Source organism: Kosakonia sp. Marseille-Q7440, assembly GCF_965119485.1.
Genome location: NZ_CBCPLT010000001.1, coordinates 381,003 through 406,041 on the forward strand (window position 1 = coordinate 381,003; position 25,039 = coordinate 406,041).

The 25,039-nt window shown below is 53.5% G+C and carries 17 protein-coding genes; 8 read left to right on the forward strand and 9 right to left on the reverse strand.

Annotated elements, in window-relative coordinates; genetic code table 11:
* The first annotated feature begins 143 nt into the window (after positions 1 to 143).
* From ACWPW2_RS01705 to ACWPW2_RS01715, 3 genes are all read left to right on the forward strand, one after another.
* Positions 144 to 638, forward strand: coding sequence for a type VI secretion system amidase effector protein Tae4 (locus tag ACWPW2_RS01705; RefSeq protein WP_454121412.1), 495 nt, complete (start codon positions 144 to 146; stop codon positions 636 to 638).
* Positions 635 to 1,063, forward strand: coding sequence for a T6SS amidase immunity protein Tai4 family protein (locus ACWPW2_RS01710; protein ID WP_454121413.1), 429 nt, complete (start codon positions 635 to 637; stop codon positions 1,061 to 1,063). The genes ACWPW2_RS01705 and ACWPW2_RS01710 overlap by 4 nt, the downstream gene beginning before the upstream one ends.
* A gap of 153 nt (positions 1,064 to 1,216) precedes the next feature.
* Positions 1,217 to 1,609 (forward strand): putative T6SS immunity periplasmic lipoprotein, encoded by a 393-nt coding sequence (locus tag ACWPW2_RS01715; protein ID WP_454121414.1) that lies wholly within the window; start codon positions 1,217 to 1,219, stop codon positions 1,607 to 1,609.
* Here ACWPW2_RS01715 and ACWPW2_RS01720 read toward each other — a convergent pair whose 3' ends face one another.
* The 3 genes from ACWPW2_RS01720 to ACWPW2_RS01730 form a co-directional block, all read right to left on the reverse strand.
* A complete protein-coding gene (locus ACWPW2_RS01720) occupies positions 1,610 to 10,924 on the reverse strand; it encodes a hypothetical protein (protein WP_454121415.1) in 9,315 nt (3,104 codons plus the stop codon).
* A 228-nt stretch (positions 10,925 to 11,152) separates the two neighbouring features.
* Positions 11,153 to 11,785: a hypothetical protein gene (locus ACWPW2_RS01725; protein WP_454121416.1), complete on the reverse strand. Its 633-nt coding sequence runs from the start codon at positions 11,783 to 11,785 to the stop codon at positions 11,153 to 11,155.
* Complete coding sequence (locus ACWPW2_RS01730; protein WP_454121417.1) at positions 11,785 to 12,516, reverse strand: hypothetical protein; 732 nt, start codon at positions 12,514 to 12,516, stop codon at positions 11,785 to 11,787. Before ACWPW2_RS01730 ends, ACWPW2_RS01725 begins: the two co-directional genes overlap by 1 nt.
* A 148-nt stretch (positions 12,517 to 12,664) precedes the next feature.
* Here ACWPW2_RS01730 and ACWPW2_RS01735 point away from each other — a divergent pair, with 148 nt between their 5' ends.
* Together ACWPW2_RS01735 and ACWPW2_RS01740 are read left to right on the forward strand one after the other, a co-directional pair.
* Positions 12,665 to 13,702, forward strand: coding sequence for a hypothetical protein (locus tag ACWPW2_RS01735; RefSeq protein ID WP_454121418.1), 1,038 nt, complete (start codon positions 12,665 to 12,667; stop codon positions 13,700 to 13,702).
* Positions 13,703 to 13,744: 42 nt separating this feature from the next.
* Positions 13,745 to 14,209 (forward strand): hypothetical protein, encoded by a 465-nt coding sequence (locus tag ACWPW2_RS01740; protein ID WP_454121419.1) that lies wholly within the window; start codon positions 13,745 to 13,747, stop codon positions 14,207 to 14,209.
* Between the two features lie 53 nt (positions 14,210 to 14,262).
* Here ACWPW2_RS01740 and ACWPW2_RS01745 read toward each other — a convergent pair whose 3' ends face one another.
* The 6 genes from ACWPW2_RS01745 to ACWPW2_RS01770 all read right to left on the reverse strand — a co-directional run bounded on the left by ACWPW2_RS01745 (position 14,263) and on the right by ACWPW2_RS01770 (position 21,714).
* Positions 14,263 to 15,573 carry an ABC transporter substrate-binding protein gene (locus ACWPW2_RS01745; RefSeq protein ID WP_454121420.1) on the reverse strand — a complete coding sequence of 437 codons (1,311 nt, stop codon included), beginning with the start codon at positions 15,571 to 15,573 and terminating at the stop codon, positions 14,263 to 14,265.
* On the reverse strand, positions 15,566 to 16,639 hold the full coding sequence (locus ACWPW2_RS01750) for an ABC transporter ATP-binding protein (RefSeq protein WP_454121421.1): 1,074 nt from the start codon (positions 16,637 to 16,639) through the stop codon (positions 15,566 to 15,568). The genes ACWPW2_RS01745 and ACWPW2_RS01750 overlap by 8 nt, the downstream gene beginning before the upstream one ends.
* A 4-nt stretch (positions 16,640 to 16,643) precedes the next feature.
* On the reverse strand, positions 16,644 to 17,468 hold the full coding sequence (locus tag ACWPW2_RS01755; RefSeq protein ID WP_454121422.1) for a phosphodiesterase: 825 nt from the start codon (positions 17,466 to 17,468) through the stop codon (positions 16,644 to 16,646).
* Positions 17,469 to 17,479: 11 nt separating this feature from the next.
* Positions 17,480 to 18,367, reverse strand: a complete 888-nt coding sequence (locus tag ACWPW2_RS01760) for a carbohydrate ABC transporter permease (RefSeq protein ID WP_270221239.1) — start codon at positions 18,365 to 18,367, stop codon at positions 17,480 to 17,482.
* A complete protein-coding gene (locus tag ACWPW2_RS01765; RefSeq protein ID WP_312120725.1) occupies positions 18,357 to 19,229 on the reverse strand; it encodes a carbohydrate ABC transporter permease in 873 nt (290 codons plus the stop codon). Before ACWPW2_RS01765 ends, ACWPW2_RS01760 begins: the two co-directional genes overlap by 11 nt.
* Before the next feature lie 340 nt (positions 19,230 to 19,569).
* Positions 19,570 to 21,714 (reverse strand): TonB-dependent siderophore receptor, encoded by a 2,145-nt coding sequence (locus ACWPW2_RS01770; protein ID WP_454121423.1) that lies wholly within the window; start codon positions 21,712 to 21,714, stop codon positions 19,570 to 19,572.
* A 437-nt stretch (positions 21,715 to 22,151) separates the two neighbouring features.
* Here ACWPW2_RS01770 and ACWPW2_RS01775 point away from each other — a divergent pair, with 437 nt between their 5' ends.
* Genes ACWPW2_RS01775 through ACWPW2_RS01785 form a run of 3 tightly spaced genes read left to right on the forward strand, consistent with a single transcriptional unit; the run spans position 22,152 to position 25,032 of the window.
* Positions 22,152 to 22,979, forward strand: a complete 828-nt coding sequence (locus ACWPW2_RS01775; protein WP_454121424.1) for an ABC transporter ATP-binding protein — start codon at positions 22,152 to 22,154, stop codon at positions 22,977 to 22,979.
* Positions 22,976 to 23,983 (forward strand): FecCD family ABC transporter permease, encoded by a 1,008-nt coding sequence (locus tag ACWPW2_RS01780; protein ID WP_454121426.1) that lies wholly within the window; start codon positions 22,976 to 22,978, stop codon positions 23,981 to 23,983. Before ACWPW2_RS01775 ends, ACWPW2_RS01780 begins: the two co-directional genes overlap by 4 nt.
* The gene (locus ACWPW2_RS01785; RefSeq protein WP_454121427.1) at positions 23,980 to 25,032 is read left to right on the forward strand and encodes a FecCD family ABC transporter permease; all 1,053 of its coding nucleotides are present in this window, start codon (positions 23,980 to 23,982) and stop codon (positions 25,030 to 25,032) included. The genes ACWPW2_RS01780 and ACWPW2_RS01785 overlap by 4 nt, the downstream gene beginning before the upstream one ends.
* Positions 25,033 to 25,039 lie beyond the last annotated feature (7 nt).

Sequence of the window (25,039 nt, forward strand, 5' to 3'; positions counted from 1 at the left end):
CTTAACCCATTGTCGGCATGCTTTCTATTTCTCATTTTTATTGACGTAATCCTCAATTTTGGTAGACGGGGCGCATTGTTAATGTACGCGCAGTCACGTTTTGCTAATGTCTTTTTTTTAGTCATATATAGGGAAAGGATGAAATGGCAAAACCTACTTTTTCAGCAGCATGGGCCGCAGCAATGCGGATTTACGATCCCGCAGACTCAGGCGCTAAAGTTGCTCAGGTTATTGGTGGCAAAGTTGCAATGAATATTGCGCCGCGTGGAGCCTGGGTAAACACATGTGCTGTGCGTATAAGCTACATCCTCAATCAAACGGGAACTACGATACCGTTTATTGCCAACAAAACAGTCTCGGGCGCAGATGGCCGCTGGTATTTTCATTATGTGGCCGATGTTATCCATTTTTTGCGTCAGAGTTGGGGAAAACCCGATATCATCACTCGTTATCCTCCTGCTGGAGGGGGTGATCTGGCCGGCAAGAAAGGATTAATTTTATTTGAAATATCAGGTTGGGGTGATGCAACTGGGCATGCAACATTGTGGAATGGTCTTCAATGCTATGATCATTGTTATTTCAATGAACCGGGCGTCAACTACAAGACAGAACATGCTAACTTTTGGGCTTTATCATGAAAGGATCATCTACTGTTTTATTTGCCATTTTATTCTTTAGCGCTGCTGTGACAGCAGCCCAGCAACCTGACGCCGCAAGCCGCACCTATGCACAGAATTACAAAGATGCCGCACTGGCACTCTGTGTAGCGAAAGCGTACGCCAGTGAACCCGCTGCCAGTAAAGACGCATCAGCCAGCGCTGGCGGTTTTGATAACTGGAGCGAGTATGATGCCGAAAAGGGCGCCGGGAAGATGGGCGAACTGGCCGACCGCTATCTTGCAGGACAATATCACTCCCATCAGGGCAGCGATGTAAAACTCAATCTGATGAAATGCATCGACATGTATCACAGCGCAGAGCTTGCAAAACAGGTCAAAGATTTTGTGCCGCATCCCGAGCGAAGTTGGGCGCAGGATCATGCTTCAGCAAAGCGCGGTAAATAAGATTCCGGCAATTAACGCGAAGGGGTAACTTAATTACCCCTTCTACATGTTCATATAAAAAATAATCTGAATTTTTGTTTTCTGCTTATTCCCTCTGCGCAGCGGTGAAGAGATTTATTGATAATCTTGCGCTGTTATTGTGAGAGGGAATAAATGAATAAATATCTTTTATTATCAATGGTTTTTTTGCTTGCCGGTTGTCCTGGGTCTGGCGACAGATTTACACCACGCACCGCTACAACGGTCGTTTTAAAAGGTAATAGCGTTTGCGCATTATCCATAATGAAACCGGGTGAAACGTTGACGGCAGTAGAGATCTACAGCAGTAAAGATAAACCTCTTTTAATGCGGTTCTACGATAAACCCCTCTCTGTTCCGCAAGGTCACTGTTTACCGCTATTTGGTGCCACCTTTGAATATGGCAACGAATATAGTGTGGCCTGGGATATTCATACCCCGCAGGGATTGCGTATGATCACCGCTCAATTTACCCTCTCAACCGACAGCGCAGGGCATCTTTCTGTCAGCGAGACGTCCACCCGCTAACTAGCCTTCAAGATATGTATCCACCAGATTCGCGGTATAGGTGCTGAGCATGAGAATATCCCAGCACCGCATGGCAAATGTTTCATCATCAGGAATAGTTTCGCTGACAAGGTCATTGAGTTCATTCTCTGTCACGCTTAGCCCGGTTTTGTACTCAGGGTAATCTTTCAGGAACTGCCCAACCGTCGTGTCGCCATTGGCCAGTTTTACAATACCTTCAAGTGTATTATCAAAAAGATCGGCGCTGCGAACTACCCGCTTCGCTGGTTGTTTTCTCGGTAGACGCAGTAACTTCACCCATAAATTGTGATTGCGACTTTGTTGTTTAGCGATCTTCTCCAGGTCTATCGTTGATAAGTCCGTCGGCATATATATTCTGGCTCGGGTAAAAATATTCCTTGTATCACGCATTTTTTCACTGAAGTAAAAAGGGTAAGCCGTCACTTTTTTATTCAGGAGATTTGCCAGAACTTTCCCGGTGGGTAATGAACCAAATGCGCCAAAACAGGATTTAAGCTCGATCTCTTTAATTTTTGACCACTCTACTTTAGATACTTCACGCAGTCCCAGACCCCGAATCACCTCTGCAAGCTCAGAGGCATCCATTGCATTTACGTTCGATGCAGCACCATGTGCGGTGACGGTTAACTTACTGCCGCTGATAATAAAACTGGCGTCCTGACCCAGCAGTGACCTCATTCGAAGATGAGTGAGTGAAATTTTACCGGCATAGACTTTGCGATTTTTAAATATCTCCTCAGAGAATTGCTCTGCGTTGACAATGGCTTTATCCGCAGGCAGGGCTGAATCAAGATGGCTGGGATTAACCATAAAAAACTCACCGTCACCCAGGCTGTACATCACATGTCTTGTTGATGAGGCTTCAGAGGTTTTATCGAAAATAACCAGTTGCCCCCTGGGCAGGTTTTTCAGCTGTTGCGTGTTAACAGAGACGGCATCCGTCATTAAGGTTGTTATAGATGGGTGAGCAATGCTGGTTCCGGTGGTTGACAGCATGGGCGCCAGCGCGTTTTTAAACGCGCTAGCCTGTTCCGCTGCCAGTTCCCCCGATTGGCTGAGTATGTCGGCGGTAGTGGCCGCAATATCAATGTCGTCAGTGGCCGTTAACGAGGCATTTTCAGCCAGCGATTTCAGCGAAGGATACTCGAGCAGCAGTCCTTTCGGCCTGCCGGCAATAATCTGTAAGTCCGGCAACTGCGCATTTCCCCTGCGTTTGAAGGTGCCATTCTGAAATTCTCCCAACTGCTCTGCGGTTAATATTTTTTTGCCATCACCAAGGCTGCTGTTAAGCACGCCATTTTTCACTCCGGCGAAGCGCCCGTTTCCGAGGCTCACCATCACATGAATCGGGCGTGGCCCCTTGCTTGCTAAATCGGGAGCAACTTCCATAAAGACGAGGATTTCACCCTGTTTCACATGCAGCAGGTTTTCCTGGCTGGTAATTACCTGGCTGCTGGAAAACAGGTCATCGACAGCGCCAGAAGATGAGGCAGCATCTCGCTGGTACCTGGATGCCTGACGAAGCCCGGTGCGAAGTGTTGCCGCTGGTCCTTTAGCCAGTAATTCTGCATTCTCAAGTATTTCAGTGGCATAGTCCCAGCTAACACTCGCATTTTGTGTAGTGAGCACACTGCGTCTTGCGGCCTGGCGTACTGGATTGAATCGGGGTGTCCCGCCTGCTTTCTTATTTGGCGCAGCGGCAGGAAAGTCGTCGACAGGTTTTTTAGAGTAATACCAGACGGGGCGTTTAATGACTTTTGCATTAGGTACCCGGCAATTTGGCCCTTGAGACAAATATTTGCTATAGGCACTAAAATCATTTTTTGCGTCCGATATATCTTTAAAGGGATAGTCAGCATAGATAAGCAGCTTTCTTTCAGATGTGACATTGCCATATTTTTGCGCCCACAGATCTTCTGGCATGATAATAGGGCCGTTTAATTCTTCAAATTGACCTTGAAATTGTCCGGCGGTGATGTCAAAGGCATAATCTCTGCCTTTTTTAGTGCCGATAAGAAGGAAATGGTTGCCGGGCCTGTCATCCATGCCGTTTACATAAAAGGCCATAGCCCGGCAGCGAATATCAGTAAACCCTTTTTCCTCCATATATTTGCCAACGGGATAAATAACGGATTCACATTTTTCATTAGGCGATAGAATTGCGCTGTTCAACTCTCTGTCTTTCTTGAGTTCATTAAGGTGTGCCTGAGCATCAACATCACCCGTGCTGATAAGATTCTCTTTGACTTTCTCCAGTGGAAAATCTTCTCTCTGCGGCATTTCACCCATAATGATATCTGGATCCGTTATTCCTCCCCCGCGCAACCCACCGTAATTTTTATTTATCACCCATTTTCCATCCTCAAAGACAATCGGTTCACCATAACTAAATCGACCCGGGTTTTTGGGATCAACGGTTCGCCATGTTTGCGCATAATCATCCCAGCGAATCTGATAAATGTTTTCATCGGATTTAATATAGTAATTATCTTTACCCTCGCCATTTGCCCGGGATATATAAACATTGACACCGTGTTCTGTAGTCGGCGTTAAATCGTCAAAAGATATTTCTTTATTAATGTATTTACTATCAATCCCTCTTCTCGTTGTTTTTTCAGGCGTCGTGGTGCCGAGGATTTTGTCAAAAGCTGACAGTAAGTTCTTTTTGGGTGCCGATTTTTTTAATAAACTTTCGACATTAATCGGTAAGACAAGATCCAGGAGAGCGTTGACGCTTATTTTTGACAACTGTGCTGCGTTGATAAGTCCCTCTTTTCCCATCTCTTTAATGACATATTTTTGTAACCCTCTTCCCGCGAAACCTTTTTTTGTGCCTTCACCAATGATTTGCCCAATCTGTTTTGCATTTTTAAGCAATGCTGAAGCTTTAGTTCCCGCCTGAGATGCGACAAAGCATACCCCAATGACATCTAACATAATGGACGTAGCGTTAACATTATATTCAGGGTCATTTATTGCCCCCCGTATCTCCGCATAAAATGGAACCACTATATCAGCTATTTTCTGAAACATTGTCGATTGGTATAACGCTGTTTTACGATTAGTAGCGGAGCGATTAAGTACATCACGGAAAGCTTTATTCAGAGTCTCTAATAGCGTTTCCTGTGGCTGCTCAGAATTAAGTGAAAAATCATAGGTCAATCCATAGTATGCGCGATCTTTAAAAGGGTTGGTGTAAGTAATATCATCGCTACTTTTGTATAAAGTATTAACGATGAAATCTTCAAATTCTTTCTTCTTCCTTGCTTCAATTTTGTGGTATTTGCCTGTTAATATATTCTTATTCTTAGGGTCGAAGTTTTTAATAAAAAAAGATTCCAGGAAAACGGACTGTATGCCGTGATAGTGTGTTTGTTCTGGAGTAAGGGTGGCTATGGTTTTTAACCAGATATTTGCCATCATCTCTTCACGAGAGAATATCCGGCTAAAAAGAGACTCAGGGAAAAGAGAGAAGAATACCCAGCGGCCATCATCTAGTTCAATAAATAAAATCCCGCCTTCGTGTGTGTCATAAACATCGGTGGATTGGAGTACGTTAAAATAGAAACGTTTTTTGACTTTGGATGATATTTCATTTAAAGAAAGATCGGATGCTAAAAGTAAATTTTTAGCATTCTCACTGGCTTCATAAGTGCTAAAGTTTTCTTTGTAGTCGATAAATTGCTGGTAATAATCACTATCTGAGGTGAAGTATTCGCGACCTAATAAATGTGCCAATGGTGTATAACCTGGAGGCATTTTTTTAATTTGCTTGAGCGGGTTTAATGAATAGGCGTCTGTGTAGTAAGCGTCAATAATAGTATCAATATCTTCCGCTCTCAGTGCGTTGTAATCTCTTTTGTTTTTTAGTAACCAATAGAGTAAAGGAGCTAACAGTTGGTTCGCTTCTTCATTATCATCGGCTGGGAATTTTTCATTATAAATCCTCTCTGCTTCGGTATTACTCCATTCTATATCCTGATAGCTGTGCTTCAGAGGAGGAAACCTAACTGATGATTCGTGTATTTTTTCTATTAATTCCTCACTCAAAGACTGACGTTCGATGAGTTGATTTATCATTGTTTGTGCTACGCTCAATATCTTTAACTGATCGCGTTCAACTTCTGTATAAGCGTCTACAGCCGAATTCCTGATGGCAATTTTTTGCAAGGTGAGATAAATCATTACTGATTTTTTTATTTTTAGGTTGTCATTGATTCCTGCATTTTTCCGCTCATTTGCGAGTAAGCTTTTAGCTAAATCGATCCCATTATTTATAAGTCGATAGTTTTTTTCATAATTGTCTATGGCTTTTTGATACTCAGTTCTACTCTCTGATAATTGCTTTTTTAATGTGTTAAGTTGTTTAATTTTAATTTCAAGTGCATCGATTAACGGCTTCAATGAATCTAAATGTGATTGGGCTATTTGAACATTATAATCCAATGAAAGCGTTTCTGGTAACGTAGCCCAGTAAAACCACTTATCTTTTAGCTTAGCGAGTTCATCGATGTTTTCTTTAAGCTGCTGATCGATTTTTTCAGTGCCGGATTGTGCAACCCTCTTTTTTGCTTCTTCTGCTGCAACACGAGCCTGCCGTGCGGCATAAATATAGCTGCTCTGCTCTTCCTTGCCTGAAAATTCTTCAGTATAAAGCGCGAGAAGATCTTCATTCCACTTATAAATATTTTTTTCATCGGCATTGTCCGGGGAATAATAAGCAAGAGACTTTTGTAAGTCAGACACGCTGTTACTTAGTAAGATAATATTACGGAGTTCATCACTGCTCGGTTGTTCATAGAGCCGATAAAATGCATTCTCAAGTATTTTCTGTAAGTCCTGGAGGAAGTTGTCCAGCGAGATGAAGCCAGAACTCCATAATAGTGAATCCAGAGCGGCTTCTGTCTCTTTATCAACAAAAGCATCGCTGATATCATCTAGCAAGCCGCCAAGGTTGAAGCTTTCTTTTATGTTTTCTTCGTCAAAATATTGCCATTCATTATCATATTTCCTCAAGATGATAAATTTACGCACGCCACTGGTGGTGATGGTTACACCGCCTACATTAATTTTTAACCAGCTGAAATGCCAGTATCGGTTTTGCAAATAAATATAATAGTTGCCGGTTTTATCTTGATAAACTTTGCCTTCTTCCCCGGGGCCGGAATTTACTGGACGCACAGATGAATCAAGATCCCATTTTTTCATCTCGTCAATTATATCTGCCGATAATACATTAGGTGTTATATTGTTGTCTGTTTCATACTCGTCTTCCGTTGTTTGCAGCGGGATCCATGCACCAAGTGCGTCATTAAAAATTATGTTTAAGTGCTCACGCCCTCCCGCTTCATGTATTTTCCAGGTGTCCAGCTCTTCAGCGCCACGAAGGTCTATAGAGTTGACATACCAGTAATATCCGTTTGCCTGTATGTAATGTTGACTGGTAGATTTATCGAGAAATAACCCATCGTCTGAATTTTGTAATTGTTCAGATGTGACCTTGGCGGCCCTTTTAATATCGAAAAAAGCGTTGATATAGGCTTCTATACTAAAATTACCCATTGTTTTTACTGGCAGTGGGCTTGAGTTGAATGGCTGCGCCAGTCCCCATTGTTGATTGATTTTTCTTAGGTTGATGATTTTTTTCTGTTGCGGGTCATTATTATTCAGTACGATAGTCGCTGTTGAGTTACCGGTTAAAATTACTGGCCAGTATAAACTATTTAAATAAATATAATTTTTTTGACTTTCGCTATCCCTATAAATTTGAGCCTCTTTGCCGCGAATCATATTGCTGTAAAAAAAAGCACCGTCTATTGGCCATGTATTTGCCTGTTGATAAAGTTCAGATGATGCTGTGCTGCCAGATAATTTTATCGAGGAGGTTGCCTTTTGGCTGGCAGTTTTGTCCGGGTCCGTAACGGCTTTATCTCCTTCAGATACCAATGTTACTGGCTCTATGGGGAGAGGCGGGTAATTATTTTTTGCATTTTCTGTTGCAGTTGCTAACCAGATTTTTTTCTCGAGATGAACTTCAATTTTAATTTCATTTTCTTTTGCATAGGGATTAATAGTGACGACACCTCGTTGATTGTCTTTGAAATGAATTGGCCAATAATTTCCATTTATATAAATATAGAATTGGCTGCCTGTACTATAAACCGCCCCTTCCTCTCCATTTTTAAGATTGGGATTCCAGAATCCACGTCTGGTAGTCACTTTATTGACGAGATCTTTTAGACTGTCTGAAGCCTGAGATGCGAGGATTTTATTATCTGGCGTAACAGAGGTGGAGGTTGACGGGATACCCGCTTTGGGGGGGACGCCGCCAGGCGCAAATCTTTTTACCCGGCTGCTGCGGGATAATAACGGCACTTTTTTCTTATTTTTCGTGGCCTGATCGATGGTGGCAGTCGCAGGCGTTTCACCTTCTGCGGCGGTTGTTTCTACCGCCTTCTCTTCACTGGCATCTCTGTCTTCGGTGATGGCCTCGTCAACGGTTTCTGCGCTTAATTCAGTTTCGGTGTCGTCTGCTAATTCCTCTGACTCTGAAACCTCTTCTTCCTGTACATCCATCAGGCTGAACTGCTGTATCAGGTGGTTAATTCTCTCGCGTCGCGCATGAGCCGCCTGCTCCAGGGCTTTCTGCATCGCGCGCTCCGCGCTGGCCCGCACCACGGCGTTGACTCCGGCGTAGCCACCATACGCAAGTCCGTACCACAGTGCTTCCTGCGGCAGGTCGACCACCACTTTTTTTGCCAGCGCCTGGGCATAGGTTTTTTGGCCCTTAATCATCTGGCTACCGACAAGCGTGGCGGCCACGCCATAGCCCCCGGCCGGGGATAACGAGAGTGTCAGCCGAAAGGCCAGCTTCGACATCTCCTGATGAAACAGCCGGTTTTTCACACGCTCGCTTGCCGGCCCTTCACCGAGCCGCACCCGGTTCATCGCCCGGAAGTTTCTGTTCAGCGTCCAGCCGGTTTTCGCGCCGCGCAGAGCGATGCGTACGGGCAGGGAAACCGGCCCGGTCAGCAGTTTCAGGCCGCCTGAAATCGCCGCTGACAGCGCACCGGTGAGGATCTTTTTCTCCGCCCAGTGCTGGACATCTGCGGAGATAGTGCGGGTTCCCGCCAGGATCTCCTCCGCCGTCGGCGGATAGACCGTTGTCCCTTCTGCGGTATGTTTTAACGCAATGGCGACGCGTTTCAGCAGGCTCTCTGCCTGCGGATCGTCAGGTCCTGCAAAGTGCTGGCGGTGCCCGCTGAGCAGCTCAGTGAGTAGTTGATCGAAGAGTACGTTCGCGCGGGTGCGTTCATCGCCCGTCAGGCCCGCAAGATAATCCTGGCGGAGCGTCTGCGCCCACTCTGCGATGCCGCGGGCCAGCATGCCGCTGCGGGAGAAGTTATCCGGTGCCTGGCCGGTGAGCTGAATGGCCTGCGTTTTGACCTGGCTCTTCAGGGTTTTCAGCGTCATCAGCCAGTGCCCGGCCTTTTCCTGCAATGCTTTTCCGCCTTCATGCCCGTGGCCGCTCAGCCGCACGGCGGCGGCGTTCAGCTGACGCCCGAGACCGGCCAGCTGTTCGGTGGCCTGGATCACTGTTTCATCCATGCGCGAAATTGCTTCAGCGCTTCCAGGCGTCGGGCGGGCCCGCAACTCATCGCTCAGAGCAAAGTAAAATTCATTGAACCACGTCGTTTCCGCGAGGCGGGTGAGGGGAGAGAGCAGCGCTTCTATTTGTCGGGCGGCATTATCCGCGATCTGCTGCCAGTGGTCGCTCTCCAGGGCAAGTCGCCGGGAAACCACTTCATCCATTAACGCTGATTCATGGGGATCGGCGATCTCCCGGCTGAGCAGCAGTTGCTGCTGTACCGCCTCCTGGCGTACCCAGGCATAGCCCGGCAGGAGTCTGAGACGCCGCTCTGCCTGCTGAATCTCATCAAGCAGAAGCAGGGCGGTATTGCTGATGGCCTGGCGGGTGCCTTCGCTGAGGGGCGGCGTCCGCTGCAGGGTATGCTTTGTGCGAAAGGCTGCGCGGCTGACTGTCCCCCCGGCAGACTGTGCCAGCCACGCGGAGGTTGCCCTGACCGCACGCCCCTTTTTACGCCCCTTGTCCCAGACAACGTTTTTTATTCTCTCCGTTAATGTTTTCTTCTGTCCGGGCTGAGGATCGGCGGGGGCGGGTTCCGTGCGCTGCTTCTCCTGTAAAAGATGCACGGCAACCGAGCCCAGCGCATCCGCCAGCGGTACCATGCTGCCGGCAAGCCTGGCGCGCACCGATTTGCCCTGACGGGCCGCCCTGTTTACAGCGGTAATCAGCGGGTTTCCTTCGACAGCGCCGGTGTCCGGCCGGGCATCCACAGCCCGCAGATAGCCGGCATACTGCTGATATCCCTGGCTCCAGTGCATAAGCTGCTCCGGGTGCATCTGCCCGGTACCGGACTCTGTGAGCAGCATATCCAGTGCTGCACGGCGTGCTTCGCGTGCGCCCTGAATTAATGCGTGTGCCCGGGTCTGCAAATGGGCTGCCAGCCGCTGGCGGGTCAGGCGGCTTTCCGCGACCAGCGAGGCTTTCAGCAGGCTGAATTTTTTGTACTCCGCGCTGAGCGCACTGCTTTGTGCGAAGAGTAAACTGTCGAGTGTCTGGCGGCTTTTCTCGCGCTCTGCGGCTTGGCCCTGCTGCGGGAAAAGCCGTTCAGCCGCGCGGGTGACCAGTTGCCCGCGCGCTTCGCGCGCCGTCTGTTCAGCTTCCTCCTCCCAGTTCAGCTTGCTGATTTTCCGGGTGGCGCTGAGGTCATCCAGCGCGGCGCGCAGGTGCTGAAGAACGGTGTCTGAAGCCTGGAGCAGGTCAGGGGAGAGCGCCGCTTCTGAACCGGCCACGGCATTCAGGGTGTCGACAAATCGCCGGGCGGGTTGACGCAGCGATTCAGGGATATTCAGCCGTTCATTGTGCAGAATATCCTGAAGTTTCTGCAGTGCGTTTCTGTCCAGGCTGACGGGGTTATAACCCTTCCTGTGAAATTCCATCAGCTGAGGCAGTTTTTTATTTAACGCCTCTTCAATGAAATCTCTCAGCTGTTGTTTTTTATTTTCATCAGGCGGGGTGCTGTTGTTTGCCGGGCGGCCTGAGGGCTGGTGCGTAATATCCGCCGGGTCGAGAAAAAGCTCATAAATATCAGCGGTAAGCTGTGAATAATCATTTTCAAATGATGCCTCCGGCAGCGCCGTATCAAAACGATCGGCCAGTTCGCTTGTGGTGTCGGGCATATTTTTAGGAAGAATATCGTAGTCGGACATGGTAAGCCCCTGATAATCATCATCTTACGCCTGAAAGATGAAAGAGGTGGTCGCTCAAAAAGATGGAGAAACGAACGGGGGTACGAAGGTAATTTTTAAGAATTAGCAAAGGGGGGAGGGGCTTCAAGGTAAATGGTTTCTTTTCGGATGTTTCACGCGATAAATATCGCAGTGGTAATGCAGGCGTGTCAGCAGCGGTTCGGCTGGCGATCCCGCTGCTGGCGGGGATTATGCTGTTTTATCCGCTCGAAGTATTGCCAGATGAGTCTCGATGCGTTTAACAAGCTCCTCAACGCTGCCGTCATGCGCCAGCTCGTGGAGTTGAACCCTGAAACCGATCGCTTTGATGGGTTCACCTTCTGCAAGCGTGACCGTACCGTCTGTTTCCGGATAACCGCTGTAGCTATTCCACAGCGTATAGGGCGAATCGTAGATCCCCTTTTTGCAAGCGGCGAAAAGGTAAATTTCAAGGAAGCTTGCTGCATTTTCTGGCGCTGTTTTCAACGCACTGGCGAGCGGTTTTTCATCTTCGCCATACTGTTCGTTGCGCTGCTCCCAGGCCAGTTCGCTGTCAGTCACCAGGCGGAAATCAACAACGAAATCCTCACTCCCCATTTTGCTGGTGGCGGTCTGCTGGTGCGCGAAAACGAAGGAAGCATCCATCAGCGGCAGAAAATCCCACTCCCAGCAGGTAAAGGGGTTGCTGTTGCGCTGCGGCGGTGGGCTGAAGCTCCAGTGATCGCGGCGAAAGAACTCTGCCTCGAGGCGAGAGGCGGTTTTATTGATGAGCGGCAGGATCTGCTGATAGTAGGCAGCACAAATCCGGTGCGCCTGGCGAACAACGCTAAAGGGATCGGACATCAGGATTTTCCTTGTAAAGAGGGGAAGCCAGCCGACAGGTCGGCATGCTGAATAAACGTAAGAAAGGGCTGCCACGGCAACAACGGCGCGCGAATACCATATAGCTCAAGGGCGCGCAGGCAATCGGCGATAATGCGTTGATCCTGCTCTGTCGACCAGCCGCTGGTGGGGTGCTCCATTTTGGCGCGAACGTCGCGCCACTCTAAGCCGTAGAACTTCACGCCATCGAAGAGATTCTGCAAATCGCAAAACAGAGCGTTAGCGTGCTTCGGTAAGTTGCCGATCGCCAGAAAATGCAGCGCCTGCTGGGCTTCTTCGCTGTTTTTCCAGGCATAGATCTCTTTACACCACTGCTGCTGATACTGCTGGCCGCCCTCGGGCGGTTTTACTTCCACCATCAGCGTGGCGTGCTCGAAGGTCAGGATAACATCGGGCTCGGCATACTTATCATGCTCATTGATCCACGGCGCGACAGCGCTATCCAGTTCGTCAGGAAAGGGGTATTTAGGCCAGAACGTAAGGGATTCAAACTTTCCCCACGGACGTATATCGGTTGCGAGCAGTGAGGAGAGTAAAGCCTGTATGGCGTCCTGAGAGAGGTAGCTTATTCGCCCCCAGAATGCGGCGGTTAAGAGATCTTCATAGTTTTGAAATACCGACCGCCAGCTTTGCGCAGCCTTATCGCTCACATCCACGCGCCGCGCTTTGCTGTTCAAAATGGCATGTAACATTGTGGTTCCTTTCACAAAGTAATGAGATGTAATAAACGGCAGGGAGATCCCTTTCCTTTAATCTCAGCCATGGTTTAAGACATTCTGGTAGTTATCCCTGCGGCAACTTTGCCTTACACTCTGCGGGTCACGACGTAAGGAGAAGAGGATGAGTGAGTACTGGTGGAAAGATCTGCACGATCGTCAGGATCGCTGGCAGGGGCTGGAGCTGGTGGTGCGCGAAGGCAACGGCCAGGCGATGGAGATGCAGAGCGGCAACAACGGCCGCATGGCGTTGCAAGTCAATGGCGAACCCCTCTTCTGGGCGACGATGCTAAACGACCACTCCGGCGTCTGGCTGGTGTTTAACGCCGAGCACCCCGGCCAGGATCTGCTGCTGCCTGCCATCAACTCGGCGGAGGTGGAGAGCGCCAAACGGGCGGGCGAAGAGAACTGGATCAGTCACTGGTGCCGCTACTTTGCCCGTGAATTGATGGAAGCGCCCGTTCCGCTGTTGCCGCCGCGTCGCTGGCTGCTGCGCCCGATGCTGGCGGCAAAGCCGAAGGCACCCTATGTTTGTGACCGCAAAGTGCCGCGCGAGGAGTGGCGTTTTGAGACGCCCGACTACAGCACCTATATCGGCGTGAACTGGTCGCTCTACAGTGAAGATTTTCCCGATCTGCAAAACCCGGAGAAGGTGAAGTGGGTCGACTGGTGGTGGGGCGGTCATCTGCTGCTCAGCCGCTATCCGGTGGACGCCGAATCCGGTCGCGTGAAGTGGTGGCGCAAGAAGTGCCGCGAAAACGCGCTGCCGCCGATTCTGGTGTGGTATATCGCCGGGCTGGCGTCGTTTGTGATCCTTGACGGCCACGATCGGTTGCAGGCCGCGCTGGCGGAGGAGTATCAGCCGCAGTTCCTGGTGCTGAGCGAACTGAGCGAGCAGTCGTGGACGCCCAATGAAGCGTCGCGGGAAAAAGTCCTGCGTTCGCTGGCTATTCAGCAAGAGAGAAGCAAGAAAACCCCGGCCAATATCGATGCGATGAACCAGTCGCTGATGAACCTTTACGACACGCGTTATCTCTACGCCCCAACGCACAGCCGCGCGGTGCTCGGTGATGGCTCCGGCTGGGAGCGTCAGGTGAAAACCTATCTGCAACGCCACCAGCTTGATGCGTTTATCGAAAAGATTATGGCGCGCGAAGAGTAGGCAAAGAGCGACGCGTCAAACTACGGTGCAGGATAAAAAATAATGATGCACAAGCCCCACGCAGCCACCGCGTTAATCTTCCGCATAGTGAAGTGGGGCAGCCTGTTGGTGGTTTCACTCGCGCTGGTGCTCTTCTTTCTGCTCTGGCTGCTGCTCTCCGGGCTGGGGGAAACCACGGTCTACACCGAGCGTAATCTGTGGGATTACAATACGTTGACTGAAAAGGCGATTGCGCAGGCTCCGCGTATCACTGCGACGTATCATTTGGAATTTCATAATGGTGACGGTTATCCCTCCATCAACAGCATTATTTTCGAGAATGCCAGCAAAGAGAGTATCGAGGCGCTGCGGCAGTACGTTCAACGCCTCGGCTATAAGCGCGATCCGTACCCGATAACCAGTGCAGAAGAGTGGCGAAAACCCGGCGACCCCGCAGCAGAGACCTTTTCACTCTCTTACGATGCGCAAACCCGCGAGGCGACGCTAAGCATGATACTGCTGCGTTAGTGAGTACTTACTGGATAAATCTGCCCCCGCCTCCCTGCGGGGCGACACATTCCCTATTTCACCGGCTGTAGGGCCGTTTTATCGACGTAGGGCTTCATCAGCGTATCCGCCTCTTTTTGTGCGGCGGCGGCCGCTGCTTCTGGCGTCACTTTCTCATCGTTCACCACCGCGGCGAGCTGGTTCTCCATCGCTTTGCGCACGGCGACGGTTTCATAAGTGGAATACCACGGGTGCGCATATTGCAACTGCTCCAGCGCAGTCGCCGCGCGCGGATCCTGCTTGAGATAAGCCTTCATCTCCGGCGTGTCGTAGGTCGCTTTCAGCGGCGAGAAGTAGCCGGTAAAGCGGCTCCATGCGCCGTTAACCTCAGGGCTAATGAGGTAGGTCATAAACGTATAAGCCGCTTTTTTCTGCGCGTCTGAGATACCTTTAAAACTCACCAGGCTGGCCCCGCCAATCGGCACCGCGCGCTGCAACTGGGCAGGCATCATCGCTACGCCCAGCTCAAACCCTTTGCTGTTCTCACGCATAAAACCAAGCGCGCCGGTGCTCAGCATTGTCATGCCGACCTTGCCGGAGAAGAAGGCGGCGCTGATCTGTTTTGAGTTCAGCACGCCGGAGGGCATCACTTTCTCTTTGTAGATCAGATCCTGCCAGAAGCGCAGCGCGCCAATGGTGGTCGGCGCGTTGTAATAGACCTCGCCGGGGAAGTTCTCGTTGAAGTAGTTGCCACCGTTGGCGCGTACCAGCGAGGAGAAGATCCAGCCGCCGTAATCGTCGTTGGTGGAGGGGAGCATAATGCCCCACTGGCCTTTGCTCTGGTCCGTCAGCTTTTTCGCATCCTCCAGCAGCGTTTTCCAGTCCTGCGGCGGTTGCGTGATGCCCGCCTGCGCAAACAGCGTTTTGTTGTAGTAGAGGATCGGCGTCGAGTTGTGGAACGGGATGGCATAAGTGACGCCCATCACCTGTGCATTCTTATGCATTGCAGGCCAGAAGGCGCTTTGCAGGAAATCGCCCGCTTTTTTATCGCCATATTTAAACAGCTCATCCATCGGCAGAATTTCATCTTTTAACGCCAGATCGGTGGTGAAGTTGGCGGACATGATCACCAGCGCAGGCGGCTGGCCCGCCTTCTGCGCAGACTCGGCTTTCATTTTGGTAGTGTCGTAGTTGCCGGTAAAAATGCCGCGCACCTCAACCTCTTTTTGCGAGTCGTTGAAGGCTTTGATGATGCGCGTCATCTCCATCGTCAGCTTGCCGTCGACGGGGGCCGGAAACATAAAGTCGATCTTCTCCTGCGCCGCCGCATTGGCACTTATCGCAAGGGTTATACCGTAAGTAAGCGCTCGCATCAGCTTATGCATGGTCTCTCTCCTGGTGTAAATTACGCTGCGTATCGGCAGCAAAAAGGTGGCAATCAAACGGTGAAAAACCGACGCTGAGCGTGTCCCCTTTGTTGGGAACATCACCCCGGTGACGGCGGATGTAGCGCAGGTTGCCGATGGGCGTGGTGACATGCAGCTGGTAATCCGCGCCCATCAGTTCGCGCTGAGTAACGGTGGCAGGCAGCATCAGATGGCCTGCTTCTGGCACATCAGAGATATGTTCCGGGCGAATGCCGAGCCACACCTCAGCATGATGGCGGGCGTGAGCCGGCAGCGGCAGGCGCTGCTCGCCCAGCAGCACATCGCCCGCAGCGCAGGGCAACCGTTGCAGGTTCATCGCCGGCGAGCCGATAAAGCCAGCGACAAACAGGTTCACCGGGTGCGCATAGAGCTCTTCCGGGCGGCCCACCTGCTGCACATGCCCGCCGTTCATCACTACGATGCGGTCGGCCATCGACATCGCTTCGGTCTGATCGTGGGTGACGTAGATGGTGCTTATCTGTAATTGCTGGTGCATCGCCATAATGCTGTCGCGCACGTCGCTGCGCAGGCGGGCATCGAGGTTGGAGAGCGGTTCATCCATCAAAAAGAGCTTCGGGTTGCGCACGATGGCGCGCGCCATCGCCACGCGCTGACGCTGGCCGCCGGAGAGCTTCGCCGGTTTTCTCTCCAGCAGCGTATCGAGTTCCAGCATCTGCGCCACGCGCTCCAGCCGCGGCTGCCAGCTTGCTCGCTCCTCATTGCGCACCTTCATGCCGAAGGTAATGTTGTCGCGCACTGAAAGATGCGGAAAGAGGGCGTAGTTCTGGAAGATCATCGCAAAGTTGCGATCGCGCGGCGAAAGGGCGGTGATCTGCTGATTATCGAGCCAGATCTCCCCGCTGCTGACGCTCTCTAATCCGGCGATCAGCCGCAGCAGCGTGCTTTTGCCGCAGCCGGAAGGCCCTACCAGCACGACAAATTCGCCGTCGGCAATCTCCAGCGAGACCGCGTTCAGTGCCGCATTGCCCTCAAAACTTTTACTTACCTGATTGAGTCTTAACATGTTCTTAGCGCTCATCCACCGGGCAGCTGATCTGCGGGTTGTAGAGCCACGGGCCAGGGTAGTGCGAGAGCGAATGCAGGTAGCTGACCCACTGCTCGCCGATCTGGCGGTGCATCAGGCAGGCGGGCGGCGACATATCGTAATAGGGGCGGGTATCTTCGTGGCAGTACGGCACCTGGTGCACGGTGGCGGGAATGGTGGCAATCGTCGCCTGGCGATACTGGGTCATGGTCAGGCTGTGGTTATGGCCGCAGAAGATGCGCGTCAGCGCCGGGAAACGCTCAACCAGATTTAACAGCAGATGGCCGTTTTCGCAGGCGATGCGATCCATCTGCGCATTGCCGAGCTGCAGCGGCGGGTGGTGCATAAAAAGCGCGGTAGGCCGATCTCTACTCTGTGTAAGCTGCGCTTCCAGCCAGTTCAGCGTCTCCGGTGTCAGCCAGCCTTTTGACTCCCCGGCGAGACTGGAGTCAATAAACAGCAGGCGAGTGGGGAATTCATCAATCGCGTAACGCATATTGTGCGGATCGCTGCCCAGCTGTGGGCAGAGCGGGTGCATATACTCGAGAAAGTGCGCTTTGTCGTCGTGATTGCCGGGAATGACAAACAGCGGATAGTCGAGGCTGCCGAGCACCTGGCGCGCCACGCGGTACTCTTCCGGCTGGCCGCAGTTGACGATATCGCCGCTGATGACCACCGCGTCCGGGCGCTCGCGCAGGGCGTTTAGCTGGCACACCACATCGGCGTTACCGGCATTGACGTCAATAAACCCGTACAGCTTCTGATGCTGGCTACGAAAGTGGGGGTCGGAAATTTGCGCTAAAAACATCACTGCACTCCTTATTTAATGCCGGAGAAGCCAAAGCTTCGAAGAAACTGTTTCTGAAACGCGATAAAGGCGACCATCAGCGGCAGGCACACCATCAACGTTCCGGCGCTGATCACCCCCCACTGCCCGCCGGACTCCGCGCCCATGGCGAAGGAGACCAGCCCGACCGTCAGCACCTGCTTATCGGGATCGTTGAGCATCATTAGCGGCCATAAATACTCGTTCCAGTGATAGGTAATGCTGACGGTGGCGAAGGCGAGCAGCGACGGCCACGACATCGGCAACATCACGCGGAACAGCACCTGCCACCAGCGGCAGCCCTCCATCAGCGCCGCCTCTTCGATCTCTTTCGGGATGGCGAGAAAGGCCTGGCGCATCAGGAACACGCCAAACGCCGAGGTGAAGTAGGGCATCATCACGCCGGTTAAGGTGTTGAGCAGGCCGAAGGTTTTCAGCGTCAGCATATTGGGGATCATCATCACCACCGGCATGATCATCAGCTGCACCAGAAAGAGGACGAACAGCGTCTGCTTGCCGCGAAACTCGTGGCAGGCGAAGACATATCCGGCGGTCGTGATGGTAAAAAGCTGCACGAAGAAGGTGCCGAAGGCGAAAATCAGCGTGTTGCCATAGAGGCTCAGCCAGTCGGCGCTGTTCCACGCCTCGCGGAAGTTATCCAGCGTCAGCGGGAAGCGCGGCAGGATCGAGGCCATCTCTTCGCCGAAGGTGGTGGTGCTGAAGGCGGACGACAGCATCCAGATAAACGGGCTGACCCACAGCAGCGCCAGGCAGCTCATCAGCAGCGCGAGGGTAAACGAACGGGAGTGGCGCAGACGCAGCCAGCGCGGGCGGGCAGCGGCGGCCGTCGAGTTGAGGGCAGGCGAGATCTCAACGCTCATAGTGCGCTCCTCTTTCCAGTAATTTCAGGTTAACCAGCGAAAAGATGAACAGGCCGACCAGCGTTAAAAAGGTGGCCGCCGACGCTTTACCGAGATCGTGCGTCTCCCAGGCGAGATTCTGGATGTAGTAGAGCAGCACGGTGGTGGCGTTGTCCGGCCCGCCGTGAGTCATCACCGCAACGTGATCGATCTGCGTTACGGAGTAGATCAGCGCCGTGGTGAGCACAAAGCTCAGGGTCGGGCGCAGCAGCGGCAGCGTGACCTTGAAGAAAACCTGGGTCGGCGTTGCGCCTTCCATCACCGCCGCTTCGCGCGTGGAAGCGGGAATGCCCTGCAAACCGGCGAGAAAGAAGAGCATGTAGTAGCCGGCGAATTTCCATACGCCAATCAGCGCCAGCGCAAACAGGGCGCTGTTGCTGCGACCGAGCCAGTTGTTATTCATCGGGCCAAAAAGGGTGGCCAGGTAGTGATCGAGCATGCCGAGGCCGGGCATAAAGATAAACAGCCACAGCGCGGCGGCGCTGACCATCGGGATAATCATCGGAAAGAAAAAGGCGGTGCGCAGCCAGCGGTTTATGCGGTGGTTTTCCCATAGCGCGACGGCCAGCAGCAGCGCCAGCGCGACGCCCGGGATCACCGTCAGCAGGATATAGAGCAGGTTATTAAGCAGCGATTGCCAGAAGACGCTGTCTTCCAGCAGGCGCGTAAAGTTAGCCGCGCCGACAAAGGGTGGGTTGTCGCTCGCCATGCGCGTATCAAACAGGCTGTCGTAGACCGAGCGCAGCAGGGGAAAGTAGGTGAACAGCGCCAGGAAGAGCAGCGACGGCGAGAGGATAAGCCAGGGAAGCCAGTACTTTTTCATAGTTGCCTGAAAAAAACGTCACGGGTTTCGAAAGCGGGCATTGTGTGAAACCAATGCTGCAAAAGCATGGCGTGCAGGTGACTGTTTAATGAACCGGAAGTACGGGGAAGGTGCCGGGTGGCGGCTGCGCCTTACCCGGCCTACGAAAAGCGAGGCATCAACACGTAGGCCCGATAAGCGTAAGCGCCATCGGGCAATGCGGGGAGGTGCCGGGTGGCGGCTACGCCTTACCCGGCCTACGAAAAGAACGGCCTCAGACCGATAAGCGCAGCGATGATGGTTTTGTAGGCCCGATAAGCGAAGCGCCATCGGGCAATGCAGAAGGGTTACCGGTTAAACCTTAAAAATCCATCTTCACCGTGAACTGCACTTCACGCGGATCGCCAATCTGGTTACCCAGATTATTGGTGCCCATCGATGAGGTGTAATAGGTCTTATCAAACAGGTTTTTCAGGTTCAGCTGCAGCGTCACCGGGTAGCGCAGCTGCATTTTGTAAGCGGCAAAGGCATCCGCGACGACATAGCCAGGCAGGTAATAATCCGCGCCGTTGGTGGCCGAGCGGCGGCTGACGCCGTGCCCACCGCCGCCAAGGGTCAGCGTATTACCGGCGTAAACATTGTGAATGTCATAGGTCAGGAACAGCGAACCGGTGTGACGCGGCACGTTCGGCAGCGGTTTCCCGGCGTAGTCCGGATCTTCCAGCACTTTCGCTGCGGTATAGCTGTAGCTGGCAATCACGTTCATATTCGGCGTCAGCGCACCTGCCACATCCATCTCAACGCCCTGGGAGCGCACGCGCCCGGCGGTTTTCGCTACCGTCTCATCGCCGACGATTTCGTTATACAGCACGTTACGTTTGTGAATATCAAACGCCGTGATATTGGCGGTAACACCGTCGAAGAGGTCGAATTTGGCACCCACTTCATAGGAGGTCGACGTTTCTGGCGGCAGGTCGCCGATATAGCTGGCAATCGACGACTGCGGCATAAAGGCTTTCGCCACGTTACCGAACAGCGAGATCGATGGCGTGAGTTTATAGACGAGGCCAAATTTCGGCGTCCACTGCTCATCGCTGCTGTCGGTGTTGACCTTAAACGGACGGCCCTTGCCCGCATACTGGGTGTAATACTGGTAGCGCATCCCGGCGACGGTGATCCAGTTGTCCGTCAGGTAGAGCGCATCCTGGGCGTACGCCGAGTAGCTCTCTTGCTGGATGCGCTGATCGCTGTCGGAGGCCGAGACGGTTGTACATTTGCTCGCACGACCGTAGCTGGGGTTGTAAATATTGAAATCTTTCACGTTTTTACAGCGGATCATATCGGTGCGCAGCAGATCGTAATTTTCATACGCGACGCCGGTAAGGATCTCGTTATAAAAGCCGCCGAGCGTCACGTTGCCCTGCAGATCGGCGCGCGTGGTGTGCATACGCTGGGTCGATCCCTGCGTGGCATCCACTCGGCGCGTCAGCCCGCCGGTGGCGGCGTTATAGGCCATCACCCGCGACTGGTTATCGCTGTATTTATCCTGGCTGAAACCGTACTCCAGCTTTCCGGTCCACTGGCTGTTAAAGCGGTATTCGGCGTTGAGCTGCGCGATGTCAGATTCACCGTCAGTAATATTAAACGGCTCATCAAAGCGGGTTTTACGGTCGACATTGACCGGTTTTTTGGTCGCAAGATCGAAGATCGTGCCGCGATCGAACGGCATCTGATAATCACGATGGGAATAGAGCACGTTGATCGTCGCGTTATCGCCAAACCAACTCAGCGAGGGGGCGATAAAGGTGCTTTTCTGCTTGCCGAAATTACGCCAGTAATCTTCATTCTGGTATTCGCCAATCAGGCGCCAGGCCAGCCGCGTACCCTCAATCGGGCCGGTAACGTCAAACTCACCGGTGCCGCCGCCAAAGCTGCTCGAGGTGGCGGAAACGGAGCCACCAAAGGTGGTTTCCGGGCGTTTGGTCACCACGTTGATAAGCCCGCCGGGATCGAGAATGCCATACAGCGTTGAGGCCGGGCCTTTCAGCACTTCCACCCTGGAGACATCGGCGTTAAAACTGCGCGGCACCACGGTGCGCAGGCCGTTGGTCATCACCGAGCCGTCGCGGTTGGCACCAAAACCACGGCGCACAAATGCATCCTGCGTGCCGCCAAGCGTGTTGGTCTGCACCACGTTGCTGACGTTATAGAGGGCTTCATCAAGCGTAGTGGCGTGTTGATCTTCCAGCACCTGGTCGCTGACGGTGTTCACCACTTGCGGAATATCCAGCAGCGGCATTGAGGTCAGGGTGGCGGTGGAGGAGCTGAGCGGCTGATACCCGGAGGTCGCCGGTTTATCGGCGGCGGCACCTGCCACCACCGTTACGGTGTCGCCCTCTTTGTTATCTGCGGCGTGCGTGAGCGGTGAAACGAGCGCGCCTAAAATGAGCGCAGAGAGGCGCGCGCGCCCTTTTTGCCAAGTATAACAACCCGTTAAATCTGCCATGTCTTCTTCTTTCCCAAAGCGTGCCTGCGTTACCGGCAGGCATGAACGTTTTTTTATGGTTATTGCTGGTGGATAAAGCGTATCCGTTAGCCGTAGTGCGCGGCTTCGGATTTGTAATTGATAATCATTCAATCATGGGCTTATGTAGTAGTAAATGATAAAAGTGAGATATTCACTACAGCAGAAGCGCAGCGATAAGAGGGCAGTTCGTGCAGTAGGTTTAGTTGATTAAATTATTAAAAATAAATAACTTAATGGCTCATTCTGTTTTTCAAATATGTGGACGTAATCTGCGAGGTCCGGTAAGTGCAGTAGCTGATTAGGATACTTGACTACTACAGCGGCAAACTGCAAAATTTCAAAAGAGAATGAGATTTATTTTTATTTGATGCTAACGCACGCGCGGGTAGCCACGCTGTTGCGGCGCAGGAGTCAACATGCCACAACACGTGGAACAACCTGAAAGCGGGCAAGGTATCGTGCTCGACCGTCTGTCGGCGGGCTATCACAAGCAGCTGATTATCGATGAGATCAGCCTGACCATTCCCCTCGGCAAAATGAGTGTGCTGGTGGGCGCAAACGGCTCCGGAAAATCCACCCTGCTTAGCACCATTGCCCGCATGCTTAAACCGCTTGGCGGCAGCGTGCTGCTGGATGGCAAAGCGATTCACCAGCAGCCGACAAAAACTGTTTCCCGCCAGTTGGGCATCCTGCCGCAGTCGCCAGTCGTGCCGGAAGGGCTGACGGTATTTGAGCTGGTCTCGCGCGGGCGTTTTCCCTGGCAGAGCTTTATGCGCCAGTGGTCCCAGGAGGATGAAAACGCAGTGCAGCAGGCGCTGGAGATGACCGGCACCGCCGGGTTTGCCCATCAATCCGTGGATAGTCTCTCCGGCGGCCAGCGGCAGCGCTGCTGGATTGCGATGGCGCTGGCGCAGCAAACGCCGGTGATCCTGCTTGATGAGCCGACCACCTTCCTCGATCTTCGCTATCAGGTGGAGATCCTCGAACTGCTGCACACCTTAACCCGCGATCATGGCCGCACGGTGATTGTGGTGCTGCACGATCTTAACTTCGCGGTGAATTACGCCGACACGCTGATCTTCCTCAAGCAGGGGAGTTTGCAGGGGGTGATCAACGAAGGCGAAGCCTGCACGCCGGAGCTGATCAAACGCGTGTTCGATGTCGATGTGCAGATGTCGGTTAACCCGTTGACCGGCAAACCCTTCTTTATGCCCTTTCGCAAACCGGGCGGTAGTAACGCATGAGCGTTCGTCAATCTGCGCGCGTGAGTATCGCCGCGCTTGGCCTGCTGCTATTGGTGATAATTGCAGCCATTGCACACCTGGGACTTGGCGCGCGCTACATCGCACCGCCGACGGTAGTGCAGGCGCTGATCGCCTTTGATCCGCACAATTTCGATCACCGGGTGATAATCAGCCTGCGCTTGCTGCGCCTCGTCGCCGCGCTCTTTACCGGCGGCGCGTTGGGCGTTGCCGGAGCACTCTTGCAGTCGGTTATTCGCAACCCCTTAGGCGAGCCGCACATCCTCGGTTTGAATGCCGGAGCCGCGCTGGCGGTGGTGGCGACGGCTGCGCTTGGCATCACGGTGGGCGATGTCGCCGTTAGCCGACCGCTGATTGCCGCCACCGGCGCGGCTATCCTCTTTTCCCTGGTGATGCTGCTCTGTTCGGCCGGGCGCGCTGGCTTCACGCCGATGAAGGTGACGCTCTGCGGCGTGGCGCTGTCGGCCTTTGCCTCGTCAATCACCGCCGCGATCCTGATCCTTGATGAGCAGACCTTGCTGAGCATGCGCACCTGGCTGGCGGGCGATCTTGCCGGGCTGAGCTGGGCGCAAATCACCCCTGCGGCGATGGCTGCCACCGCGGGCTTGGCGCTGGCGATTGGGCTGGCACCTGCACTGAATATGCTGGCGCTTGGCGATACGCTAGCGCGCGGCCTTGGCGTCTCGCTGACGCGAATTCGCCTGCTCTCCTTATTCGCCATTGCGCTGCTGTGCGGTACGGCGGTGGCCATTGCCGGTCCGGTCGGGTTTGTCGGGCTGGTGGTGCCGCATATGGTGCGCCGCCTGGCGGGGAGCGATCTGCGCGTAGTGATCCCACTCTCGGCGCTCGGCGGCGCGGCGCTGTTGCTGCTGGCGGATATCGCCGCGCGAACGTTGCTGTCGCCGCAGGAGCTGGCAACCGGGGTGATGACTGCGCTGGTCGGCGCGCCGCTGTTTATGCTGCTGGCGGCGAGGTTCTTCAAATGAGCCACCAACTGCATCGCGCCGGGCTGCGTGTATTTCGGATCGGCGGCTTCTCCCGCCTGCTGCGCCCGCGTGCGCTGCTGTGGCTGAGCGGCCTGCTGCTGCTGGCGCTGGGGCTGCTGCTGTTCGGCGTTTCGCACGGATCGCTGCCTGTGCCGACATCAAGCCTTGCCCGGGCGCTGTTTATGCCGCAGATGCTCAGCGGCGAGCAGCACTATGTGGTATGGGATCTGCGCCTGCCGCGGCTCTGCATGGCGCTGCTCTGCGGAGCGATGCTTGGCATGGCGGGCGCGGCGATGCAATCCATGACGCGCAACGGGCTGGCGGATCCGGGTTTAATTGGTGTGAAAGAGGGAGCCAGCGTTGCGGTGTTAACGCTGGTGTTTAGCTTTCCGGCGGTAAGCGTGATGTGGCGTCCGCTGGCGGGAATGGCGGGCGGCCTGCTTGCCGCCGGGTTGGTGATCGCGCTGGCGCGGGATGTCTCCCGACCGCGCTTTGTGCTGCTGGGTATTGGCCTCTCCTGGACCTTCGCCGCCGGTATCGGCCTCTTTATGACCACCGCTGACGTGCGCGACGTACAGACCGCGATGCTGTGGCTGGCGGGCAGTTTACAGGCCGCCAGCTGGCCGCTGCTCGGCGTGGCGCTCTGCTGGGCGCTGCCTGCGGCGCTTATTTTGCTGTTCACCGCCCGCGCGGCGGATGTCGCGCAGCTTGGCAATCAGGCGGCAACCGGGCTGGGCGTGCGGCTGATGCTGCTTAACGGCCTGCGGGTGTTCGCGCCGGTGTTGCTGACCGCGGCCAGCGTCTCCTGCGTCGGCAGCCTCGGCTTTGTCGGGCTGATCGCCCCGCATATGGCGCGCTTTCTGCTGCGCGGCGGTGAGCGCGCGCTGCTCTCGGGCAGCGCAGTGCTCGGTGGTTTGCTGGTGCTCGCCGCCGATACGATTGGGCGGCTGGCGTTTGCGCCGCTGCAACTTCCCGCCGGGATTGTGATTGCGCTGGTGGGCGGCCCCTTTTTCCTGCTGTTGCTCTGGCAGCGGCGCGATCGCTTATAACCTTAAG

What these genes read in the sequence shown, in the direction of transcription:
- ACWPW2_RS01705 (WP_454121412.1), top strand. Translation starts at nt 144, where the DNA reads ATGGCAAAACCTACTTTTTCAGCAGCATGGGCCGCAGCAATGCGGATT.
- ACWPW2_RS01710 (WP_454121413.1), top strand. Translation starts at nt 635, where the DNA reads ATGAAAGGATCATCTACTGTTTTATTTGCCATTTTATTCTTTAGCGCT.
- ACWPW2_RS01715 (WP_454121414.1), top strand. Translation starts at nt 1,217, where the DNA reads ATGAATAAATATCTTTTATTATCAATGGTTTTTTTGCTTGCCGGTTGT.
- ACWPW2_RS01720 (WP_454121415.1), bottom strand. Translation starts at nt 10,924, where the DNA reads ATGTCCGACTACGATATTCTTCCTAAAAATATGCCCGACACCACAAGC.
- ACWPW2_RS01725 (WP_454121416.1), bottom strand. Translation starts at nt 11,785, where the DNA reads ATGTCCGATCCCTTTAGCGTTGTTCGCCAGGCGCACCGGATTTGTGCT.
- ACWPW2_RS01730 (WP_454121417.1), bottom strand. Translation starts at nt 12,516, where the DNA reads ATGTTACATGCCATTTTGAACAGCAAAGCGCGGCGCGTGGATGTGAGC.
- ACWPW2_RS01735 (WP_454121418.1), top strand. Translation starts at nt 12,665, where the DNA reads ATGAGTGAGTACTGGTGGAAAGATCTGCACGATCGTCAGGATCGCTGG.
- ACWPW2_RS01740 (WP_454121419.1), top strand. Translation starts at nt 13,745, where the DNA reads ATGATGCACAAGCCCCACGCAGCCACCGCGTTAATCTTCCGCATAGTG.
- ACWPW2_RS01745 (WP_454121420.1), bottom strand. Translation starts at nt 15,573, where the DNA reads ATGCATAAGCTGATGCGAGCGCTTACTTACGGTATAACCCTTGCGATA.
- ACWPW2_RS01750 (WP_454121421.1), bottom strand. Translation starts at nt 16,639, where the DNA reads ATGTTAAGACTCAATCAGGTAAGTAAAAGTTTTGAGGGCAATGCGGCA.
- ACWPW2_RS01755 (WP_454121422.1), bottom strand. Translation starts at nt 17,468, where the DNA reads ATGTTTTTAGCGCAAATTTCCGACCCCCACTTTCGTAGCCAGCATCAG.
- ACWPW2_RS01760 (WP_270221239.1), bottom strand. Translation starts at nt 18,367, where the DNA reads ATGAGCGTTGAGATCTCGCCTGCCCTCAACTCGACGGCCGCCGCTGCC.
- ACWPW2_RS01765 (WP_312120725.1), bottom strand. Translation starts at nt 19,229, where the DNA reads ATGAAAAAGTACTGGCTTCCCTGGCTTATCCTCTCGCCGTCGCTGCTC.
- ACWPW2_RS01770 (WP_454121423.1), bottom strand. Translation starts at nt 21,714, where the DNA reads ATGGCAGATTTAACGGGTTGTTATACTTGGCAAAAAGGGCGCGCGCGC.
- ACWPW2_RS01775 (WP_454121424.1), top strand. Translation starts at nt 22,152, where the DNA reads ATGCCACAACACGTGGAACAACCTGAAAGCGGGCAAGGTATCGTGCTC.
- ACWPW2_RS01780 (WP_454121426.1), top strand. Translation starts at nt 22,976, where the DNA reads ATGAGCGTTCGTCAATCTGCGCGCGTGAGTATCGCCGCGCTTGGCCTG.
- ACWPW2_RS01785 (WP_454121427.1), top strand. Translation starts at nt 23,980, where the DNA reads ATGAGCCACCAACTGCATCGCGCCGGGCTGCGTGTATTTCGGATCGGC.